Genomic DNA, 19,365 nt, shown 5'->3' with positions numbered 1-19,365 from the left:
TTTCATGCTCCCTCTGTTGGACGAGCGAAACCTAGCCTTAACCTAATCAAGAAATAGTAAAGCCCGACGCCGCAGTCTTTGAGCGGCAGGGCAAGTATTGCGTAAGGTCAGGGGCCATGGGCGACACCGACAGACAACAGCAGCAGGTCGCGGTTCTTCTGCCCTGCTACAACGAGGCGACGACGATCGGCGAGGTCGTTGCCGATTTCCGCCGGACGCTGCCCGAGGCGGCCATCTATGTCTATGACAACAATTCGACCGACGGCACCGCGCTGAAGGCCATGCTGGCCGGCGCCACGGTGTTTCGCGAGCGGCGACAGGGCAAGGGCCATGTGGTGCGCCGCATGTTTTCCGATATCGACGCCGACATCTATATCATGGCAGACGGCGACGGCACCTACCGGGCCGAGGACGCCGAAGAGCTGATCCGCACGCTGGTCGGCGAACGAGCCGACATGGTGGTCGGCACCCGCCGCGGCGTCCATGACGATGCCGGCCGCAATGGCCATGCCTTCGGCAACCGGCTGTTCAACCGCCTTTATCGCTCGACCTTCGGCAATGACTTCACCGACATCTTTTCTGGCTACCGGGCCTTCTCCCACCGCTTCGTCAAGAGCTTCCCGGCGGTCTCGCACGGCTTCGAGATCGAGACGGAAATGTCCGTCCATGCCTCGAACCTGAAGCTGCCGGTGGCCGAGATCGAACTCGACTATGGCCGGCGGCCCGAGGGGTCGCATTCCAAGCTCTCCACCTATGGCGACGGTCTCAGGATCCTCTGGATGTTCGCCATGCTGATGAAGGAAACGCGGCCGTTTGCGTTTTTCGGCATCTTCGCATCGGGCCTGGTGGCCGCCAGCCTCACCCTGATGGCGCCGGTGCTCTATACCTATTTCCTCACCGGTCTCGTCGACCGGCTGCCGACCTGGGTCTTCTCGATGACCCTGATGATGATCGGCCTGCTGTTCTTCACCGCCGGCATCATCCTCGATTCCGTCGCCCGCTCGCGGGTCGATCAGTTGCGCATTCGCTATATGAGCCTGCCGGCGCTGCGGCGCGAAGAGGCAAAGGCCCCGCAACCGGCGGTCGCCGCACCGGTACAGCCTCGCCTGCGGAAGAAGAGTGCCGCATGAAACGACTGCTTCGTTTCAGTCTCGTCGGCGGTGTCGGCTTCATCGTCGATGCCGGCACCCTGGCGATCCTGCTGCATTTCACTCCGCTCGGACCTTACGTCTCGCGCGCCATCGCGATCGCCTTCGCGGTCTGCGCCACCTGGCAGCTCAACCGTCGCTTCACCTTCGGCGCCTCGCGGCATTCGCTCATCCGCGAAGGGTTTCGTTACGGTTCCGTCGGCCTGACTTCGTCGCTGGTCAATTACCTGATCTATGCAGGCGTCGTGTTTACCTATCCCGAGGTCAATCCCTTGGCGGCCATGGTCCTGTCGTCGGCAAGCGCCATGCTGTTCAGCTTCTTCGGCTATTCCCGCTTCGTCTTCCGCCGCTGATCCCTACCAGGGATCGACCGTGAGTTCGGGCCAGACCGCCTTTGCACGGGCGGCCTTCGCGGCATGGGTATCGCGATTGTCATAATAGCGGTTGGGGCGGATGCGGAAGGCAAACAGATCCTCAAGACCGAAGGGCGCGAAGATCTCTAGTTCGCCTTCGTCGTTGAGCCGGACCCCAATCGCATAGGCCACCGAAGAGAAGCGCGATATGGCATCGCGGCTGTCGCGGATCGGCTCGATCTTAAAGCCGAAATGGCGGGCAAACCAGAGGTGAACACGCGCCTGGTTGCGCAGCTCGACCGGAACCGGAAGATGGCCGAACCGCTCTGCTGCCCGGCGGATCATCCGGTCTTCTGCCTCGTAGGACAGATCGGCGGCATCGAAATAGAAGATATCGATGTCCTTGACGGCGCTTGCCCCCGGCCGGCCGGTCAGGCAATTCCAGGCCATGTTGTAGATCGCGCCGGCAACGATCCAGGCATCCGGCCAGTCCATGCCGCTGACGCCTTCCAGCGCCGCCATGAGCCAGTCTTGCGACCGGATCATGGCGATCAATGCAGCCTGCTGCTCCTCAGCCGAGGCACCGGCGAAACGAAGGTGATCCATCGCTGGAGATCATCACGATTCGCCGTTTTCCGTCCATCGTCCGATATGTCAGACCGGCTCCCAGCCGTCCTTTTTGCTGGCGCGGTAGATGGCATCGATGAAGCGCTGGTTGGCGCGCGACTGCTCGAGCGTGAAGATCTCGACATCCTTGCCGGCAACGGCGGAGGCAAAGGCTTCAGCCTCGCATTTGTATTGCCGGCTGCCAGGGAAGCGGAAGATCTGCGACTGGCCATGGTTCTGATTGGCGAGCTCGACCTCCTCGGCCCCCCACCGCTCGCCGTTGAACGGCGATTTCACCTCGATGAAGCCTTCCGTGCCGTGGAACACCATCAGCTGGCGGTTGGCCATCTGGGTCGAGACGTAGAAGCTCATCTCGAAATCGCCGAAATCCGCCTTGACGCTCGAATAGATGTCGGTGCCGAACTCGGCATCGCGCTCGGTAACCGCCTGGACGCGCTGCGGTTCCTTGGCGGTGGCAAACCGCGTGGTAACCGTCGGGTAGACACCGATATCCGGCAGACCGCCGCCGCCGAGCGCCGGAATATTGCGCATATTGGCCGGGTCGCGGTTGAAATAGGTGAAGGCGCCCTGCACATGGCGCAGCCGGCCGATCGCGCCCTCTGCCAGAAGTGCGCGTACCTTCAGCCAGACCGGCGCATAGGTCACCATGAAGGCTTCCGAGATGATCACCGTGTTGCGGTCACGGGCGGCTATCAGCGCATCGATCTCGCCGGCGTTCAGCGCGATCGGCTTCTCGCAGAGCACATGCTTGCCGGCATCCGCCGCCTTGATCGACCATTCGACATGCTGCGAGGTCGGCAGCGGGATGTAGACCGCATCGATCGTGTCCGAGGCCAGCATCTCCTCGTAGGAGCCGAAGGCATGCGGCACCGAGAAGCGATCGGCCATCGCCCGGGCCCGCTCCAGATCACGGCTGGCAATGGCGGATACCACCGCGTTTTCGGCGTCCTGAATGGCCGGCACGACCGCGTCGCGCCCGATTTTTGCCGTCGATAAAATTCCGAAACGCAGCATCCGATCCTCCATTGGCTTTTGCGGGCGGACCTTAGCCGCAAAGCCGGATGCCATGCAATGCGAGCAGCCCCACAGCGGAAGACTTTGATCCCAGAACCTTGGCCGGATATGTCCCTTCTTCGTCCGGGACATGCATTTCCTCTCTTCTAGAAAAGCCTAGTCTGGGCTATCCCAATACAAGGAGGCTTTGAGAAAAATGTCCTACACCCAGACCGCTCTGCTCGTCATCGACGTGCAGCAATCCTTTCGCCACCGCGACTACTGGCAGCCGGATGAAGCCGCCGCCTTCCTCGCCAAGCAGCAGGCGCTGATCGACGGAGCCGTCGCCCGCGGCATCCCGGTGATCCAGATCTTCCATAATGACGGCGATGGTCCCTTCTCCACCGAATCGGGCCATGTGCGCACGCTCGATGGCCTGAGGATCGCGCCTGACGCCGTCTTCACCAAGTCGCGGCATTCCGCCTTCGTCGGCACCGGCCTCGATGTGTGGCTGACCGAACGCGGAATCCGCAAGCTGATCGTCTCCGGCATCCGCACCGAGCAATGCTGCGAGACGACGACACGGCACGGCTCCGACAAGGGCTATGCGGTCGACTATGTGACCGAGGCGACGCTGACCTTTCCGATGACCCATGCCGACGGCACGGTGTTTTCGGCTGCCGACATTCGCAAGCGCACCGAACTGGTGCTTTCCGGACGCTTCGCCCGGATCGTCACCGTGGCGGAAGCCCTCGCCATGCGGCAGGACGAGGCCGCATGACACCCGTGCAGACCCTCGCCGGCCCCCTTGTCATCCCCGTCTTCGTGGTGATCCCGCCGCGGATGCTGCTGATCGACCTCGGCGGGCCGGTGGAGGTTCTGCGCTATGCCAATGCGGCGCAAAAGGACATTCGGTTCGCGTATCGCTACGTCGCCCCGAAGCCGCAGCTCGACACGTCCATCGGCCTGCAACTGACCGGCCTTGAACCTTTGCCCGACACCCTGCCCGAAGGCGCCTATGTGCTGGTGCCCGGGTCTGCCGGTGAAAGCCTGGCAGACCCGGATGTCCGCCGATTGCGGGGCGAGATCAGTGCATGGCTTTGCGCCGTCGTGCGGCCGGGCATCACGCTGGTAACCATCTGCTCCGGTGCGCTTCTGGCCGCCGAGGCCGGCCTTCTCGACCACCATGCCTGCACCACCCATGCCGATTGTATCGCCGACCTGCGCCGGCTTGCCCCACTGGCACGGGTCGAGGAGAACCGGCTCTTCGTCGAGGATGGCGAGCGGCTTTCCAGCGCCGGCATCACCACCGGCACCGATCTGATGCTGCATCTCGTCTCGCGCCTCACCTCGCCCGCGACCGCGGTTTCGGTGGCGCGCACCATGGTCGTCTACATGCGCCGCAGTGCCGCCGATCCGCAGATTTCGCCGTGGCTTTCCGGGCGCAACCACATCCATCCGGCGATCCACCGGGTGCAGGACGCGATCATCGCCATGCCGTCGCAGGACTGGTCGCTGGAGCGTCTGGCGGCGATCGGCCATGTCAGCGCACGGCATCTGTCCCGGCTGTTTCGCGAACACACGGGCATGTCGGTGATCGACTATATCAACCTCATGCGGGTGACGTTGGCGCGCGACATTCTCGGCCAGTCGCGGCTCGACATGGAAAGCGTCGCCGAACGCTGCGGCTTTGCCTCGGCGCGCCATCTGCGCCGGGTCTGGGGCCAGCACAATGCCGTGCCGCCGAGCCACTATCGTAGCGCCGGCATCTGATCGGCCAGCGCCGCCTTGTCATCAATTCATTTGAATGGTCGATCCCTCGCCGAGCCGCTAGGTTCGCCCTAGATCCACTTGCAGGTGGTCGCTGTCTGCGACCGATCCCGCAAACCCCAGGGAGATTTCGATGCAGATGCGCGCACTTGGCCGCAGCGGCCTTTCCATTGCCCCCGTCGTGTTCGGCGGCAACGTCTTCGGCTGGACGGCCGACGAGGCGACCTCGTTTCAGCTGCTCGACGGCTTTTTCGACGCCGGCTTCAACACCATCGACACGGCGGATGTCTATTCCGCCTGGGTCGACGGCCACAAGGGCGGCGAGAGTGAGACGGTGATCGGCGCCTGGCTGAAGCGCGGCTCGGTTGCCCGCGACAAGGCGGTGATCGTTTCCAAGGTCGGCCATCCCTCGATGGGCGACGACAAGCGGCTGAAACCGAGCTGGATCATGGAAGGGGTGGAGCAGTCGCTGGCGCGGCTGCAGACCGACTATATCGACCTCTACCTCACGCATTTTCCCGACGACGATACGCCGCACGAGGAGACGCTGGCAGCACTTTCCAGGCTGAAGGATCAGGGCAAGATCCGCGCCATCGGCTGCTCCAACTACAGCGCCGAACAGCTGAAGGCCTCGCTCGATGCCGCCGCGAAGAGCGGGCTGCCGCGCTATGACGTGATACAGCCGGAATACAATCTCTACACCCGCGAAAAATTCGAGGGACCGCTGGCAGACCTCTGCCAGGCGGAGGAGATCGGCGTGATCAGCTATTATGCGCTGGCGGCCGGCTTCCTCACCGGCAAATATCGCAAGGCCGAAGACGTCAAGGGCAGCTCGCGTGGTTACCGGGTCGGCGACTATCTGAATGACCGGGGCTACGCCATTCTTGGGGCGCTCGACACTGTGGCGAAGGAAACCGGCGTTTCGCCCGCAAGCGTGGCGATCGCCTGGGTCGCGGCCCGTCCCGGCATCACCGCGCCGATCGCCTCGGCCACCAGCCTTTCCCAGCTCGATGCGATCATCGCCGCCGGCAGGCTGGACCTGACCGCGGACCAGATGGAACGGCTGAACGCCGCCGGGGCCTGACCGCATGGGTGTCGAGATCCGCGATCCGGCCGCCGCCGACGAGTCTGCTTGGCGCGGTCTCTGGGACGGCTATCTGACATTCTACAAGGTGGCGATCCCGGAGGACGTGACGGCCCACACCTGGGCGCGCATCCTCGATCCCGAGGCACGGGTGAAGATGCGGCTTGCCGTCATCGACGGCCGGATGGCCGGCTTTGCCATCCACCATCACCACGACACCACCTGGGCGATCGACCCGGCCTGTTATCTGGAAGACCTGTTCGTCGACGCGACGATCCGCGGCAAAGGTGTGGGCCGCGCGCTGATCGACGACCTTGTCGGCATCTGTCGCCGGAACGGCTGGAGCCGCCTCTACTGGCACACCGACCGCGACAATACCCGCGCCCGGTCGCTCTATGACAGCTATGCCGAGGAGAACGGCACGGTCTGCTACAAGATCGGGCTCGGCTGACAGGCCCACACGACCTTAGTCGGAACGCTCCCTGTAGCGAAAGAAATCGATGAAGGCGCGCAGCGCCGGTCGCATCTGCCGGCGGGATGGATAATAGATGAAGAAGCCGTCGAAGGGCGGGCACCAGTCTTCGAGCACGGCAACCAGCCGGCCCGCCGCGACATCCGCCGTAATCCGGCGGTCGAAGACGAAACCGAGCCCGACCCCGTCGATCACCGCACGGCGGATCAGCGTCTGGTCCGACAGCACCAGCGGACCGGTCACATCCACCACCACCGGCTTGCCGTCCTTCTCCAGTTCCCAGCGGTAGATCAGCCCGGAGGAAAAGCGCCGCCGTATGCAGGCATGCCCGACCAGGTCGGCCGGCACCTGCGGTCGGCCACGCCGTTCGATATATTCCGGTGATCCGACGATCAGGCCGCGCCAGGGACCGCTCGCCTTCACCGCGATCATGTCGGCCTCCAGGTGCTCGCCGAGGCGCAGGCCCGCATCGAAACCGCTTTCGACAATGTTCTCGAAACGGTCATTGGTGCGGATGTCGAGTTCGATATCCGGGTAGAGCCGGTGAAATGCGCCGAGCTGTGGGAGGACCAGATCCTGGGCGGCCAGCATCGGCATGGTGATCTTCAGCAGACCGGCCGGGTGGTCGCCGCGGTCGGCAAGCGACTGCAGCCCGGCCTCGATCTCGGCGAGCGCAGGCGCCAGGCTTTCCAGCAGGCGCGCGCCCTCCTCCGTCGGCCGGACGCTGCGGGTGGTACGGGCCAGAAGCCGAACGCCGAGCGCCTCCTCCAGCGTCGCGACGGCATGGCTGACGGCCGAGGGTGCGATCGCCAATTCATGCGCCGCCCGGCGAAAGCTCCTGTGATGGGCAACCGCGGCCAGCACGGCCAGTTGCGACAGCTGGGTTCTGTTCATTGTTCCATCATTTAGAACAAGTCTATCTCTTTTGCATCAATTATCAGATGGGTCCTGATACGCTAGATTTCGATTGATGGCTCGGAGCTCACCGTGACTGGCGTCATGGCCGGACCGGGCCTAGTCTCTATTGCGATCTCCAACCGTCCCCCGAGGAGCATATCCGATGAAAACCCGAAATCTCGGTTCCCTTTCCGTTTCCGCGCTTGGCCTTGGCTGCATGGGCATGAGCCATGGCTACAGCCCGAGCCAGGATGAGACCGGCTCGATCGCCACCCTGCACCGGGCCGTAGACCTCGGTGTCACGCTGTTCGACACGGCCGAGGTCTACGGCCCCTACAAGAACGAGGAACTGGTCGGGCGCGTGCTGAAGCCGATGCGCGACAAGGTGCAGATCGCCACCAAGTTCGGCTTCCGTATCGACGCCAGCAAGCCGGCCGGCCAGATGATGGTCGGCACCAATGGCACGCCGGAAAATGTCCGCGCCGTCGCCGAAGCCTCGCTGAAGCGGCTCGGCACCGACGTCATCGATCTCTACTATCAGCACCGCGTCGACCCGGCGGTTCCGATCGAGGAGACCGTCGGCGCCATGGCCGAACTGCTGAAGGAAGGCAAGGTGAAGGCGCTCGGGCTGTCCGAGGCGAGCGCCGAGACGCTGCGCCGCGCCCATGCGACCCATCCGATCGCCGCCATCCAGAGCGAATATTCGCTCTGGACCCGCGATGTCGAGGAGAACGGCGTGCTCGACACCTGCCGCGAGCTCGGCATCGGCTTCGTCCCCTTCTCGCCGCTCGGACGCGGCACGCTGACCGGTGGCCTGAAGAAGCTCGATGGCCTTGCCGCCGATGACTTCCGCCGTGGCCTGCCCCGCTTCCAGGCGGAGAATTTCGATGCCAACCTGGCGCTCGTGCAGCTGCTGGAAGACATGGCCGCAGAAAAGGGTGTGACGGCAGCCCAGCTGGCGCTGGCTTGGGTCATGGCGCAGGGCGACTTCATCGTGCCGATCCCCGGCACCACCAAGGTCGCCAATCTGGAGAAGAACGTGGCCGCCGCCGACGTGACCCTGACAGCAGAGGAAGCCGCGCAGCTGGGCGATCTGCTGTCGCCGACCAAGGTCGCCGGCGGGCGCTATCCCGAACAGATGGCGAAGATGGCCGGCCGCTGAGCGTCACGCAAGCAAGCCTAGCCCGCTTGTGAAGGATCCCGCAATGTCGCCATTTCGGGATCCTGTTCGAGAAGAAGCGTCATGACTAAGAGGCGGGCAGTTGAGAACACTGTCCCTCTCTGTGGCTCATCATCGCTTCCGGAGACAAGCGCGGGTTAGGTCCGGGCTTTTCACCGAACGCCTTTGCTGGGGAAGGCTGATGGCTGCCGGATGATCGTCTGCAAGATCGCCACCTGCATGTCCGATGCCGGCATGGCAAAGCCCTCCCCGGCTTCACCGTCACGCCGTCATGCCACCATCCACGACCAGTTCCGCTCCGGTGATGTAATTTGCCTCATCGCTTGCCAGGAAGAGCGCCGCAGAGGCAACCTCGGCTGGCTCGGCCATGCGACCGAGCGCAATCGGTGCAATCAGCTGTGCTTTCACCGCGTCAGGGACAGCCGCCATCATCGCCGTGTTCGTCGGGCCGGGGCTGACGACGTTTACGCGGATACCCTTTGACGCCAGTTCCTTCGCCCAAGTCCGCCCGAGGCTGCGCAGGCCGGCCTTGCTGGCGGCGTAGGCTCCATAACCCGGAACCCCGACAAACCCGGCAATGGATCCGATCAGGACCATGGCACCGCCGGCGTTGATCTGCTCCACCGTCGCCTTGGCAGCGAGCGCTGCGCTGCGCAGGTTCAGGCCGATGATCTGATCGAGATGCTCCGCTGTCTCATCGGCCAGCACCGCCGGCGAACTGGCGCCCGCGCTGAAAACCATGACATCAAGACCACCGAGGGTCTCGCATGCCGTGGCGACGACGGCTGCAACCGCCTTGGCATCGGACGCATCAGCCACGAGACCCGTCGCGCCACAACGATCCTCGATTGCACGAAACGTGTCCCTGTTGCGGCCGGTGAAAGCCAGGATAGCGCCTTCGGCAGCGAACCGCTCCACGATCGCCGCGCCTATCCCACTGGCGCCGCCGATAACCAGCACGCGTTTGTCCTTCAGTCGTGTCATTCTGTTTCCTTTCGAAGATGACACGGGACAGATATACACTCTATATCTAGGCGCAAGAATGCACCTAATGTAAACTAGATATACGGGAGTATCGTCATGGCAGATGAAACGGCGCTGATCGACATCCGGAAAATGCGTCCCGTGCTAGACCAGATCAGCGGCAAGTGGACCCTGCTGGTGCTGATCGTGCTTTGCGCCCAACCGGCCCGATTTAACCAGATCATGCGTCGGCTGGAGGGGATCACCCACAAGGCGCTTTCCGAGACGCTGAAGCGTCTGGAGGAGGGCGGCTTCATCCACCGCGAGGTGCTGCCGACCAAACCTGTTGGGGTGGAATATTCGATCACCCCCCTGGGCCAGAGCCTGCGCGGACCGTTCGACGCCGTTTACGAATGGGCGCTTGAACACGCCGATGCCGTCGGACCGTCAAAGCAGGACTGACCCGGTCCGGACCGCGCCGGACGAGAATACGCGCCACCCGCATCCGGCCAGTCGCACCAAAGCGTGGGAGCAGCCGGCGAAAGCCCGCCATTGCCCAAAACGTGTCGGTGCAAGGACGAGCCTGAAGCACGTCGCGATCTTCCATATTCGCTGCCGCGCTCCAGCACCTTGTTTAGGCGCATGTCTCCCGAATCCGGGGCCCGTTTCGGGAGACATTCGTGTCTGGATTATTGGACCGATGACGCCGCTATGTCAGGCGCGCAGCGTGCCACCGGTAGTCTTTTCGACATTGCCGACGATCTTCTTCGTCAGCGCGTCGAAATCCTCGTCCGTCAGCGTCTTGTCGACCGGCTGGATCAGCACCTCGATTGCCACCGACTTCTTGCCCTCGCCGACGGATGCGCCTTCGAAGATGTCGAAGACATTGACGCCGGTGATCAGCTTGCGGTCTGCACTGCCGGCGGCCTTGATGATCTGGCCCGCCTCGACCGCGCTGTCGACGACAAAGGCGAAGTCGCGCTTGACCGCCTGGAAGGGCGAGAGGTCGAGCGCCGGCTTGGTGCGGGTCGCCTTTTTCTTCGGTTCGGGCATGGCATCGACATAGACCTCGAAGCCGCACAGCACACCGGAGACGTCGAGTGCCGACAATGTCTTCGGATGAAATTCGCCGAAATGGCCAAGTATCACCTTCGGGCCCATCTTGATCGTGCCGGAGCGGCCCGGATGGTACCAGTCGGGCGCCCCTGCCTCGATCTGGACATTGCCCAGCGGCAGGCCGCAGGCCTCGATCACCGCCAGCGCATCGGCCTTGGCGTCATAGACGTCGACCGGCTTGCCGCCGCCCTTGTCCTTGTTCGACCACATCCGGCCGGCGCCGGCCATCGAGGCGGTGCCGCGACGCACGCCGCCGGCGACCCGGCGCTGGCCGTCCGGCGTATCGCCCTCATAGGTACCGGAGACCTCGAAGATCGCCACATCGCCATGGCCGCGGTCGGCATTGCGCTGGGCGGCCGACAGCAGGCCCGGCAGCAGCGAAGGCCGCATGTCCGACATGTCGGCGGCGATCGGGTTGGCAAGCTTCAGCGCGGTTGCGCCGCCGCCGAAAAGCTTCGCCTGCTCTTCCGAAATGAACGACCAGGTAACGGCTTCCATCATGCCCCGGGAAGCAAGCGCACGCTTGGCCGTGCGGCTGCGGATCTGCAGCGTGGTCAGGATCCGCACGTTTACGTTGCCGATCGAGGGCAGCGGTTCCGGCTTGATCTCGTCGACGCCATGGATGCGCATGACTTCCTCGACCAGATCGGCCTTGCCATCGACATCCGGGCGCCAGGACGGCACGGCGACCTTGACCGTCTCCCCTTGGCCGGAGACCCCAAAGCCGAGGCCGGTGAGGATTTCGCGTGACTCGTCGTTGGAGACGGTCAGGCCGGTCAGGCGCTTGACCTCGGAATAGGGGAAGTCGACGACCTTCGCGTCGTAGCCCTTGTAGCCGGCGACCCTGGCCTTGGCAGCGGTTCCGCCGCACATGTCGAGCACCAGTTCCGTGGTGCGCTCGAGGCCCGGCATCATGTATTCCGGATCGACGCCGCGCTCGAAGCGATAGCGGGCATCGGTGATGATGCCGAGTGCACGGCCGGTCTTGGCGATGTTGATCGGATCCCAGAGTGCCGATTCGATCAGCACATTGGTGGTGTTCTCGTCGCAGCCGGAATGCTCGCCGCCCATCACACCGCCGATCGATTCGGGACCATTGTCATCGGCAATGACGATGTTGTTGGCATTCAGTTTATAGGTGCGGGTGTCGAGCGCGAGAATCTCCTCGCCCTCCTTCGCCCGGCGCACGACCAGCGCGCCGTGGACCTTGTCGGCGTCGAAGACATGCATCGGCCGGCCCTGGTCGAAGGTCATGTAGTTGGTGACGTCGACCAGCGCCGAGATCGGACGAAGACCGATCGCCAGCAGACGCTGCTGCATCCATTTCGGGCTCGGGCCATTCTTCACGCCGCGTACCAGGCGCCAGGCGAAACCGGGGCAGAGATGATCGTCGAGCTCCAGCTTCACGTCCTGCGGCGTATCGCCCTCGACAGTGAAGCTCGGCGCCTTCGGCTGCTTCAACGTGCCGAGACCGGAGGCGGCCAGATCGCGGGCGATGCCGAAGATCGAGGTGCAGTCCGGGCGGTTCGGCGTCAGGTTGATCTCGATGACCGGATCGTCGAGGCCGGCGTAAGACGCGAAGGATGTGCCGACGGGCGCATCCTCGGGCAGGTCAATAATGCCGTTGTGATCGTCCGACATGTCTAGCTCTTTTTCCGAGCACATCATGCCGTGGCTTTCCACGCCGCGAATCTTGCCGACCGAGAGCGTCACGTCGATGCCCGGGACATAGGTGCCGGGCTGCGCGAGCGCACCGACGAGGCCGGCGCGTGCATTGGGCGCACCGCAGACGATCTGTACCGGCTTGCCGCCATTCACTTGCGGACCGGCATCGACCGACAGGACCTTCAACCGGTCGGCTTCCGGATGCTTTTCGGCCGACAGCACCCTGGCGATGACGAAGGGCTTGTAGGCCGCCTTGTCGTCGACATCCTCGACCTCGAGGCCGATGGCGGTCAGCCGCTCGCAGATGTCATCAAGCGTGGCGTCGGTATCCAAGTGATCCTTCAGCCAGGAGAGCGTGAATTTCATGTCTTGTCTCCATCGGGTCTCGGCACCGTCATCGTGTCGCTGCGCGGCAGACCATCGTCCATATGCAAAAAGGGTAGTGCCTCCGGTGCATAGGCATGCACGGTCGGCGGATAGTTTTCAGGCGCATCCATGGCGCCCAGCATGAAGAAGATCCGCTCGGGCAGCCGCGCGTCGGCATAGGCAAGCGGCGCGCCGCAGGTGGCACAGAAGCTGCGGCTGACAGGCGCCTTGCCGTAGGTCGCGGCGTCTTCGCCGTCAAATGTCACGTCTGCAGCGTGAAAACCGACAAAGGCCGCCATCGGGGCGCCACTGGCACGCTTGCAATCCTCGCAATGGCAATAGCTGGCATATATCGGATCGGCATCCGCCTCGAACCGGATCGCGCCACAACGGCAGCCGCCTGTATGCTTTGCCATTCTAAGCCGCCCTCTCGGGCGCCACAGCTCCCGGTGCTTTCCAGCCGGAGAGCATACCGCGTACCGACAAATCCTCATCGACGTCTGGCCAGTGGATGCCCGCCAGCATGAGATGGACATTGTTGCGCTGTGCGGGCGTTGCGCTCAAAAGACGCGGGTACCACCACAACGGCGTGGATACATGCCGCCCATCGGCAAGACGAACGTGAACTTCGCGAAGGTCACACCATGCTTCGACAGGGCGCTCAGCGTCCGGATACGGATCATGCGAAATAGTCATTCCATGCCTCCAGCATCTGCTGTCTATGCTCCTCAACCACCGCCAATATACGTGCAAGATCCCTTTGGCTAAAGCCCCCGGCCTCGGCCAGCCTGACCTCTGTCAACCAGACCTTCGCTTCGCCGCCGTTCCCATCGACATGGATATGAGGTGGCTCATACCGATCGCCTGAGTAGAAGTGAAAACGGAAACCGTATTTGCGAAGCACGGTTGGCATGATCTTTAAGCGCTCAAGCCACCAAACAGCGTCGGCATGTCCAGCGGGCGGAATCCGTAGTGGCTCATCCAGCGGACATCGGCGTTGAAGAAGTCGCGCAGGTCCGGCATGCCGTATTTCAGCATGGCGATGCGGTCGAGGCCCATGCCCCAGGCAAAGCCCTGGTATTCGTCCGGGTCGAGGCCGCCGGCACGCAGCACGTTCGGATGCACCATGCCGCAGCCGAGGATCTCCATCCAGTCGGTACCCTCGCCGAACTTGACGATCGGCCCGGACGAACGGTCGCACTGGATATCGACCTCGAACGATGGCTCGGTGAACGGGAAGAAGGACGGCCGGAAGCGCATCACGACGTTTTCGACCTCGAAGAAGGTCTTGCAGAACTCTTCCAGCACCCAGCGCAGATGACCGACATTGGCGGTCTTGTCGATCACCAGGCCCTCGACCTGGTGGAACATCGGCGAGTGGGTGGCGTCGCTGTCCTGACGGTAGGTCTTGCCCGGGATGACGATGCGGATCGGCGGGGTCGAGGCTTCCATGGTGCGCACCTGCACCGGCGAGGTATGGGTGCGCAGAACCTTGCGCTCGCCGTTCTCGTCGGGCTGTAGAAAGAAGGTGTCGTGCATCTCGCGGGCGGGATGGCCGTCGGGGAAGTTCAGCGCCGTGAAATTGTAATAGTCCGTCTCGATATCCGGACCTTCGGCGATCGAGAAGCCCATGTCGGCGAAGATCGCGGTGATCTCGTCGGTAATCTGGCTGATGGGATGGATGCGGCCGCGCTCGGCCGGCGACGAACGCACGGGAAGCGAGACGTCGACGGTCTCGGCGGCCAGGCGCGCATTGATCGCGGCGTCCTTCAATTCGCTCTTGCGGGCGGTGATCCGGTCGGTCACCTCGGTCTTCAGCGCGTTGATCGCCGCACCGCGGGTCTGGCGCTCTTCCGGCGTCATCGCGCCCAGCGTCTTCAACAGGTCGGAGACCGAGCCCTTCTTGCCGAGTGCCGAGACCCGCACGGCCTCGATCGCGCCCTCGTCGCCGGCGGCCTCGATCTGCGAGAGCAGTTCAGATTTCAAAGTATCAAGTTCAACCATCATATCCTGCCTTGCCGGGCGGCTCGCCATCGGCTTCGGTTTCTGGAGCATGCATCAAGAATTCGGTGGCCATGATGAAGCGTCGCAGATCACTACCCATGTGAACGCGACCGATCAACCGTGCCAGAGGCAGAATCCTGCCCATCATCCGGCCGAAGCGCCGCAATTCGACGATGGAGGCCGCCGGAGCGCGGGCGCACCAGGCTTCGAGTGCCGCCTGGCACGTCTCGTCCTTGCGGATCGCTCTCGAGGTCACGGTGAGAAACAGCAGCGCGATATCGCGCGCCTGCGCCGTTTCCAGCGGCATCACCGCCGTCGGATCTTCCTCGAAATCGAAAAAGCCGATCCGCCCGTCCTGCAGGAAGAAATCGCGCACATGCGGACGGCCATGACAGAGACCGGCGGCATGCAGTTCGCCCAGCGCCGAGGCCGACTGGACCAGCAGATCGTCATGGTCTTCGGGAGAGGTCTTCTTCAACTGGCGCATGCGCGCCTCGACCGTCGGGCTCACATCGCCGAGCACCATGGCCGTTTCGGAGGTGTAGAGCAGCGGCGGCACGGGAAAGCCCTTCTCGGCGAAGACCCTGATCCGCGCCACCTCGCGCGCCTGCATGGCCGCCGGCGCCAGTCTGAGCGACGGGCGCATCACCGGCATTCTGAGGAGTGTCGCCGCCGCCCCCTGAAACGAAACCCAGATCGGCAGGACCTTGGCCTCCTGGCGCTTGATCCAGACGCTGCGGTCGGACAGCCGGACCCGCTCCACCCGGCGCGAACTGTCGAGCAGCGCGCGCATCACCGTCGCGATGTCGTCTTCGCCGAAATCCATCAGGGGCGCCGGTTGGTCGGCTTTCAGGGCATTCGTCATGGTCGTCCCGGGGAGGCTTGCGGCAGGCGGGCCGCAAACGGGGTCAAAACGAGAAAAACCCGCGCTGGCCGGACCAGCGCGGGTTTCCCAATCAATATTCGCTCAGCAAGCTTGGGAAGCGCTGGTTACTTGACCGCGCTTTCAAACTCGTTGGTGGTGCCGGCTTCCTTGAGATAATCCAGCGCCTTCTTCGATACGCCGACCAGGGCTTCGAATGCGGCCGGCTCATGGATGGCCATGTCGGACAGAACCTTGCGGTCGACTTCGATGCCAGCCTTGTTCAGGCCGTCGATGAAGCGGCCATAGGTCAGGCCGAATTCGCGGACGGCAGCATTGATACGCTGGATCCACAGAGCGCGGAAGTTGCGCTTGTTGACCTTGCGGTCGCGGTAAGCGTACTGCTTGGAACGGTCGACGGCAGCCTTGGCCGTACGGATGGTGTTCTTGCGGCGGCCGTAGAAACCCCGGGCCTGCTTCAGAACCTTCTTATGCTTTGCGTGGGCGGTAACGCCGCGTTTTACGCGTGCCATGTCATGATCTCCTTAAAATCCAAAAATGCGGAAGGTCTCAGAGACCGTTCGGCAGGTAGTTCTTGATGACCTTCTTGCCGTCAGGCTCAGCCAGGACCATCGTTCCGCGTGCATCGCGGATGAACTTGTTGGACCGCTTGATCATGCCGTGGCGCTTGCCGGCGGCCGCTGCGACAACCTTGCCGGTTGCCGTGATCTTGAACCGCTTCTTGGCGGAGGACTTCGTCTTCATCTTGGGCATTTTGCTACTCCATTTTTCTTGTATCGAGGCCTGCTGACGAGGCGGGCTTCAAGCATCAAAAACGGCCACGGCATGCCCTGCCGGACCGTTCGGACGGCGGCTTATAACCGCAGTCTTGGAAAAGTGCAATGGCCAGTGCGCCTTCAATCGCCGCTTATCTGCACCGTCACGCGGAATGGGCAGTGAAACGGGCAAGGCCCGGCCGATATCCGGCCAAGCAGCCGGGCAGACGGGCAATGTGCCCACCGGGACGGCGGCCCCGAAGCCAGGGATCTTGAAAGCGCATCCTGCCGGTTGCAGGCGGTGCGACCCGCAAGGCACGCGGGACCCGTTGAAAGGGTCGTGCCTTGCCGGATCGGGACCTTCATCGAGCACGGCGCCCTTGATGGCGCCGGCACTGCGGTTGCCAGCCCTTTGTGGCCGGCGGCCCGCAACGGCGATACCCGCTCCGATTACCTCGGCGCGAGCACCATCATCATCTGGCGGCCTTCGAGCTTCGGCTCGGCTTCCACCTTGGCGATCTCCTGGGTATCTTCCTTGACCTGCATCAGCAGCTTCATGCCCAGTTCCTGGTGCGCCATTTCACGGCCGCGGAAACGCAGCGTGACGCGGACCTTGTCGCCTTCGTCGAAAAAGCGGTTCATCGCCTTCATCTTCACCTCATAGTCATGGGTGTCGATGTTCGGGCGCATCTTGATTTCCTTGATCTCGACGACCTTCTGCTTCTTGCGCGCTTCGGCCGCCTTTTTCTGGTTGGCGTATTTCAGCTTGCCCAGATCAAGGATCTTGCACACCGGCGGATCGGAGTTCGGCGAAATCTCAACCAGATCCAGGCCAGCCTCTTCGGCCATGGCCAAGGCTTGCTCGGTCGGTGTCGGCCCGAGGTTATCGCCTTCTGCGTTGATCAACTGTACACGGGGGACCCGTATTTCGCGGTTTGAGCGCGGGCCTTCCTTTACGGGGGCGTCGGCTTTGTACGGTCTGCGAATGGTCGTATTCTCCTTAAACGTTTCATGATTGCCGCGCGGCATTTAGTGGCCGGAATTTCCTCCTCCCGCCAATGCGCCCGCAGCCATGGACCTGTCAATAGCAGCTTTCCTCAGAGAAATCACCTGCTGTCGGTAAAGGTTCGAATCAGGTTTATAGGGCGCTGAGAAAGGATTCCAATCCATGAGCGATACTTCTTCCCCTCCCAGCATGCTGACAGTCGGCTCCGGCGACCAGGCGCGCGACATTGCAATGCTGGTGCGCGAAGCCGACCAGGACACGGGTCCGGCCCTCATCTGGCTCGGCGGCTATCGCTCCGACATGACCGGCACGAAGGCGCAGGCCATGGAGGCCGTCGCCGCCCGTCTCGGCCTGAAGGCGGTGCGCTTCGACTATTCCGGCCATGGCGCCTCGGGCGGCGCCTTTCGCGACGGCACGATTTCGCGCTGGCTGGAGGAATCCCTCGCGGTCATCGACCATGCCGGCGTCAGCGATGTCGTGCTCGTCGGCTCGTCGATGGGCGGATGGATCGCGCTCAGGCTTGCCCAGGAAATCGCCCGGCGCGGCCAGGGACCGAAGATTTCCGGCCTCGCCCTGATCGCACCTGCACCGGATTTCACCGCCGAACTGATCGAGCCGCATTTGACCGACAGCCAGAAGGCGTCGCTCGCCGAGCGGGGCTTCTTCGAGGAAACCTCGCAATACAGCCCGGAGCCGAATATCTATACGCGGGCGCTGATCGAGGACGGTCGCAACAACCGGATCATGGCCGCTCCGCTGCAGATCGACTGCCCGATCCACATCCTCCAGGGCATGAACGATGCCGATGTTCCATACGGGCACGCGCTCAAACTGATGGAATATCTGCCGTCGGACGACGTCGTGCTGACCCTGATTCGCGATGGAGATCACAGGCTTTCGCGACCGCAGGATCTCGAGCGCCTAGAATTCACCCTTGAAATACTGGCGAAACCGAAGTGAAACCGGTTAACACGTGTTGCATCGCAACATCATAATTAACCATATATAGGGATTGCCACCGTTTCCGACAGGTCCGCAGATTGACACTTGCCCGTCCTTCTCGTTAATTTTTTGTTAACGATGAAGGGACAAGTGCATGGTCACCAGCTTGAGGTTGCTCGCTGTTCTACTGGCGGGCCTGAGTTTTGTTGTGCCAACCAACAAGGCCTTTACAGCCCCGGTCGCACAGCCGTCCATGGTCACCGGCGGCCTCACCTCCCAGCCCATCGGGCATTATGAATTCTGCAAGACCCATGAGAGCGAGTGCTCGATCCGCAGCACCAACACATCCGGTGCCAGGCTGACGGAGCATGGCTGGCAGGTCGTCCGCCAGGTCAACCTGCAGGTCAACGAGCAGATCCGGCCGATGACCGACCAGCAGGCATTCGGCCGCAACGAATACTGGGCCTATCCCGTCACGGTCGGCGATTGCGAGGACTACGTCCTGCTCAAGCGCCGCGACCTGATGGAAGCCGGCATCAAGCCGACGGACCTGTTGATCACCGTGGTGCGCAAGCCCGACGGCGAAGGCCACGCTGTCCTGACCCTGCGCACCACCGATGGCGATTTCATCCTCGACAACCTGAACGACGAGGTGCGGCCCTGGTATGCAACGGCCTACACCTATCTGAAGCGCCAGGCCGAGAACGACACCGGCCGCTGGGTCACGATCGAAAACGGCCGCGACGTCCTGGTCGGCGCGCTCCGCTGATCCCGGTGCAAGGCCGGGCATAGGCAAAGGCGTCCCCTGCGGACGCCTTTCGACTGTGGGCAAGATGCCTGCCCCCTCCGTCGCCCGGCACGGGCCCGACCCGAGCATCCCCCCCGCAATGCATCCCGCTGTCGAGATAGCAGGACTTCGCTGCCTTGAAGGCCCTTCGCTTAAGGCTGAGCGCATTCGCAGCGCAAAACGCTCCACTGGAGCCTTTTGCCGGCTTCGCCGTCGCTGCCTTGCCGGCCCTTCGCTTCGGCTGAGCGCATTCGCAGCTCAAAACGCTCCACTGGAGCCTTTTGCCGGCTTCGCCGTCGCTGCCTTGCCGGCCCTTCGCTTCGGCTGAGCGCATTCGCAGCTCAAAACGCTCCA

At 63.2% G+C, this 19,365-nt stretch carries 23 protein-coding genes; 10 read left to right on the top strand and 13 right to left on the bottom strand.

Features of this window, described 5'->3' with window-relative positions:
- The first annotated feature begins 116 nt into the window (after positions 1-116).
- Positions 117-1,130 (top strand): glycosyltransferase, encoded by a 1,014-nt coding sequence (locus J2Z17_RS13370; RefSeq protein ID WP_209945814.1) that lies wholly within the window; start codon positions 117-119, stop codon positions 1,128-1,130.
- Entirely contained in the window at positions 1,127-1,501 is a 375-nt protein-coding gene (locus tag J2Z17_RS13365) for a GtrA family protein (protein ID WP_209945812.1), read from the top strand. Before J2Z17_RS13370 ends, J2Z17_RS13365 begins: the two co-directional genes overlap by 4 nt.
- A 3-nt stretch (positions 1,502-1,504) precedes the next feature.
- Here J2Z17_RS13365 and J2Z17_RS13360 read toward each other — a convergent pair whose 3' ends face one another.
- The gene (locus tag J2Z17_RS13360; protein WP_209945810.1) at positions 1,505-2,107 is read right to left on the bottom strand and encodes a nucleotidyltransferase family protein; all 603 of its coding nucleotides are present in this window, start codon (positions 2,105-2,107) and stop codon (positions 1,505-1,507) included.
- Between the two features lie 48 nt (positions 2,108-2,155).
- Positions 2,156-3,142 (bottom strand): Gfo/Idh/MocA family protein, encoded by a 987-nt coding sequence (locus J2Z17_RS13355; RefSeq protein ID WP_209945808.1) that lies wholly within the window; start codon positions 3,140-3,142, stop codon positions 2,156-2,158.
- A gap of 196 nt (positions 3,143-3,338) precedes the next feature.
- On the opposite strand from J2Z17_RS13355, the gene J2Z17_RS13350 reads away from it, so the two are divergent.
- From J2Z17_RS13350 to J2Z17_RS13335, 4 genes are all read left to right on the top strand, one after another.
- Positions 3,339-3,902 carry an isochorismatase family protein gene (locus J2Z17_RS13350; RefSeq protein WP_209945806.1) on the top strand — a complete coding sequence of 188 codons (564 nt, stop codon included), beginning with the start codon at positions 3,339-3,341 and terminating at the stop codon, positions 3,900-3,902.
- The gene (locus tag J2Z17_RS13345; protein ID WP_209945804.1) at positions 3,899-4,894 is read left to right on the top strand and encodes a GlxA family transcriptional regulator; all 996 of its coding nucleotides are present in this window, start codon (positions 3,899-3,901) and stop codon (positions 4,892-4,894) included. Before J2Z17_RS13350 ends, J2Z17_RS13345 begins: the two co-directional genes overlap by 4 nt.
- Positions 4,895-5,024: 130 nt before the next feature.
- A complete protein-coding gene (locus J2Z17_RS13340; RefSeq protein WP_209945802.1) occupies positions 5,025-5,975 on the top strand; it encodes an aldo/keto reductase in 951 nt (316 codons plus the stop codon).
- A 4-nt stretch (positions 5,976-5,979) separates the two neighbouring features.
- Complete coding sequence (locus J2Z17_RS13335; RefSeq protein WP_209945800.1) at positions 5,980-6,426, top strand: GNAT family N-acetyltransferase; 447 nt, start codon at positions 5,980-5,982, stop codon at positions 6,424-6,426.
- Between the two features lie 15 nt (positions 6,427-6,441).
- On the opposite strand, the gene J2Z17_RS13330 is transcribed toward J2Z17_RS13335, so the two are convergent.
- A complete protein-coding gene (locus J2Z17_RS13330; protein ID WP_209945797.1) occupies positions 6,442-7,341 on the bottom strand; it encodes a LysR family transcriptional regulator in 900 nt (299 codons plus the stop codon).
- Between the two features lie 166 nt (positions 7,342-7,507).
- On the opposite strand from J2Z17_RS13330, the gene J2Z17_RS13325 reads away from it, so the two are divergent.
- Entirely contained in the window at positions 7,508-8,506 is a 999-nt protein-coding gene (locus J2Z17_RS13325) for an aldo/keto reductase (protein ID WP_209945795.1), read from the top strand.
- 279 nt (positions 8,507-8,785) lie between these two features.
- On the opposite strand, the gene J2Z17_RS13320 is transcribed toward J2Z17_RS13325, so the two are convergent.
- On the bottom strand, positions 8,786-9,508 hold the full coding sequence (locus J2Z17_RS13320) for an SDR family NAD(P)-dependent oxidoreductase (RefSeq protein WP_209945793.1): 723 nt from the start codon (positions 9,506-9,508) through the stop codon (positions 8,786-8,788).
- A 96-nt stretch (positions 9,509-9,604) separates the two neighbouring features.
- On the opposite strand from J2Z17_RS13320, the gene J2Z17_RS13315 reads away from it, so the two are divergent.
- Positions 9,605-9,949 carry a winged helix-turn-helix transcriptional regulator gene (locus J2Z17_RS13315; RefSeq protein WP_209945790.1) on the top strand — a complete coding sequence of 115 codons (345 nt, stop codon included), beginning with the start codon at positions 9,605-9,607 and terminating at the stop codon, positions 9,947-9,949.
- A 252-nt stretch (positions 9,950-10,201) separates the two neighbouring features.
- On the opposite strand, the gene pheT is transcribed toward J2Z17_RS13315, so the two are convergent.
- The 9 genes from pheT to infC all read right to left on the bottom strand — a co-directional run bounded on the left by pheT (position 10,202) and on the right by infC (position 17,263).
- Complete coding sequence (gene pheT, locus J2Z17_RS13310) at positions 10,202-12,634, bottom strand: phenylalanine--tRNA ligase subunit beta (protein ID WP_209945788.1); 2,433 nt, start codon at positions 12,632-12,634, stop codon at positions 10,202-10,204.
- The gene (locus J2Z17_RS13305) at positions 12,631-13,050 is read right to left on the bottom strand and encodes a GFA family protein (RefSeq protein ID WP_209945786.1); all 420 of its coding nucleotides are present in this window, start codon (positions 13,048-13,050) and stop codon (positions 12,631-12,633) included. The genes pheT and J2Z17_RS13305 overlap by 4 nt, the downstream gene beginning before the upstream one ends.
- Before the next feature lies 1 nt (position 13,051).
- Positions 13,052-13,330, bottom strand: a complete 279-nt coding sequence (locus J2Z17_RS13300) for a DUF2442 domain-containing protein (protein ID WP_209945784.1) — start codon at positions 13,328-13,330, stop codon at positions 13,052-13,054.
- Positions 13,314-13,547, bottom strand: coding sequence for a DUF4160 domain-containing protein (locus tag J2Z17_RS13295; RefSeq protein WP_209945782.1), 234 nt, complete (start codon positions 13,545-13,547; stop codon positions 13,314-13,316). The genes J2Z17_RS13300 and J2Z17_RS13295 overlap by 17 nt, the downstream gene beginning before the upstream one ends.
- 5 nt (positions 13,548-13,552) lie before the next feature.
- Positions 13,553-14,638 (bottom strand): phenylalanine--tRNA ligase subunit alpha, encoded by a 1,086-nt coding sequence (gene pheS / locus J2Z17_RS13290; RefSeq protein ID WP_209946317.1) that lies wholly within the window; start codon positions 14,636-14,638, stop codon positions 13,553-13,555.
- On the bottom strand, positions 14,631-15,503 hold the full coding sequence (locus tag J2Z17_RS13285) for a BUD32 family EKC/KEOPS complex subunit (RefSeq protein ID WP_209945780.1): 873 nt from the start codon (positions 15,501-15,503) through the stop codon (positions 14,631-14,633). Before J2Z17_RS13285 ends, pheS begins: the two co-directional genes overlap by 8 nt.
- 125 nt (positions 15,504-15,628) lie before the next feature.
- Positions 15,629-16,033 (bottom strand): 50S ribosomal protein L20, encoded by a 405-nt coding sequence (gene rplT / locus J2Z17_RS13280; RefSeq protein ID WP_209945778.1) that lies wholly within the window; start codon positions 16,031-16,033, stop codon positions 15,629-15,631.
- 37 nt (positions 16,034-16,070) lie between these two features.
- Positions 16,071-16,274 carry a 50S ribosomal protein L35 gene (rpmI, locus tag J2Z17_RS13275; protein WP_029620731.1) on the bottom strand — a complete coding sequence of 68 codons (204 nt, stop codon included), beginning with the start codon at positions 16,272-16,274 and terminating at the stop codon, positions 16,071-16,073.
- A 452-nt stretch (positions 16,275-16,726) separates the two neighbouring features.
- Complete coding sequence (infC, locus tag J2Z17_RS13270) at positions 16,727-17,263, bottom strand: translation initiation factor IF-3 (RefSeq protein ID WP_342454409.1); 537 nt, start codon at positions 17,261-17,263, stop codon at positions 16,727-16,729.
- A gap of 181 nt (positions 17,264-17,444) precedes the next feature.
- Here infC and J2Z17_RS13265 point away from each other — a divergent pair, with 181 nt between their 5' ends.
- Entirely contained in the window at positions 17,445-18,242 is a 798-nt protein-coding gene (locus J2Z17_RS13265; protein ID WP_209945773.1) for an alpha/beta hydrolase, read from the top strand.
- 136 nt (positions 18,243-18,378) lie between these two features.
- Complete coding sequence (locus J2Z17_RS13260) at positions 18,379-18,993, top strand: transglutaminase-like cysteine peptidase (protein ID WP_377300107.1); 615 nt, start codon at positions 18,379-18,381, stop codon at positions 18,991-18,993.
- Positions 18,994-19,365: the final 372 nt, after the last annotated feature.

The sequence above is a fragment of the Heterorhizobium halophytocola genome (genome assembly GCF_017873095.1).
Classification (GTDB): domain Bacteria; phylum Pseudomonadota; class Alphaproteobacteria; order Rhizobiales; family Rhizobiaceae; genus Allorhizobium; species Allorhizobium halophytocola.
The sequence above is the reverse complement of the archived record's forward strand: the minus strand, read 5'-3'. Positions and strand labels throughout refer to the sequence as shown.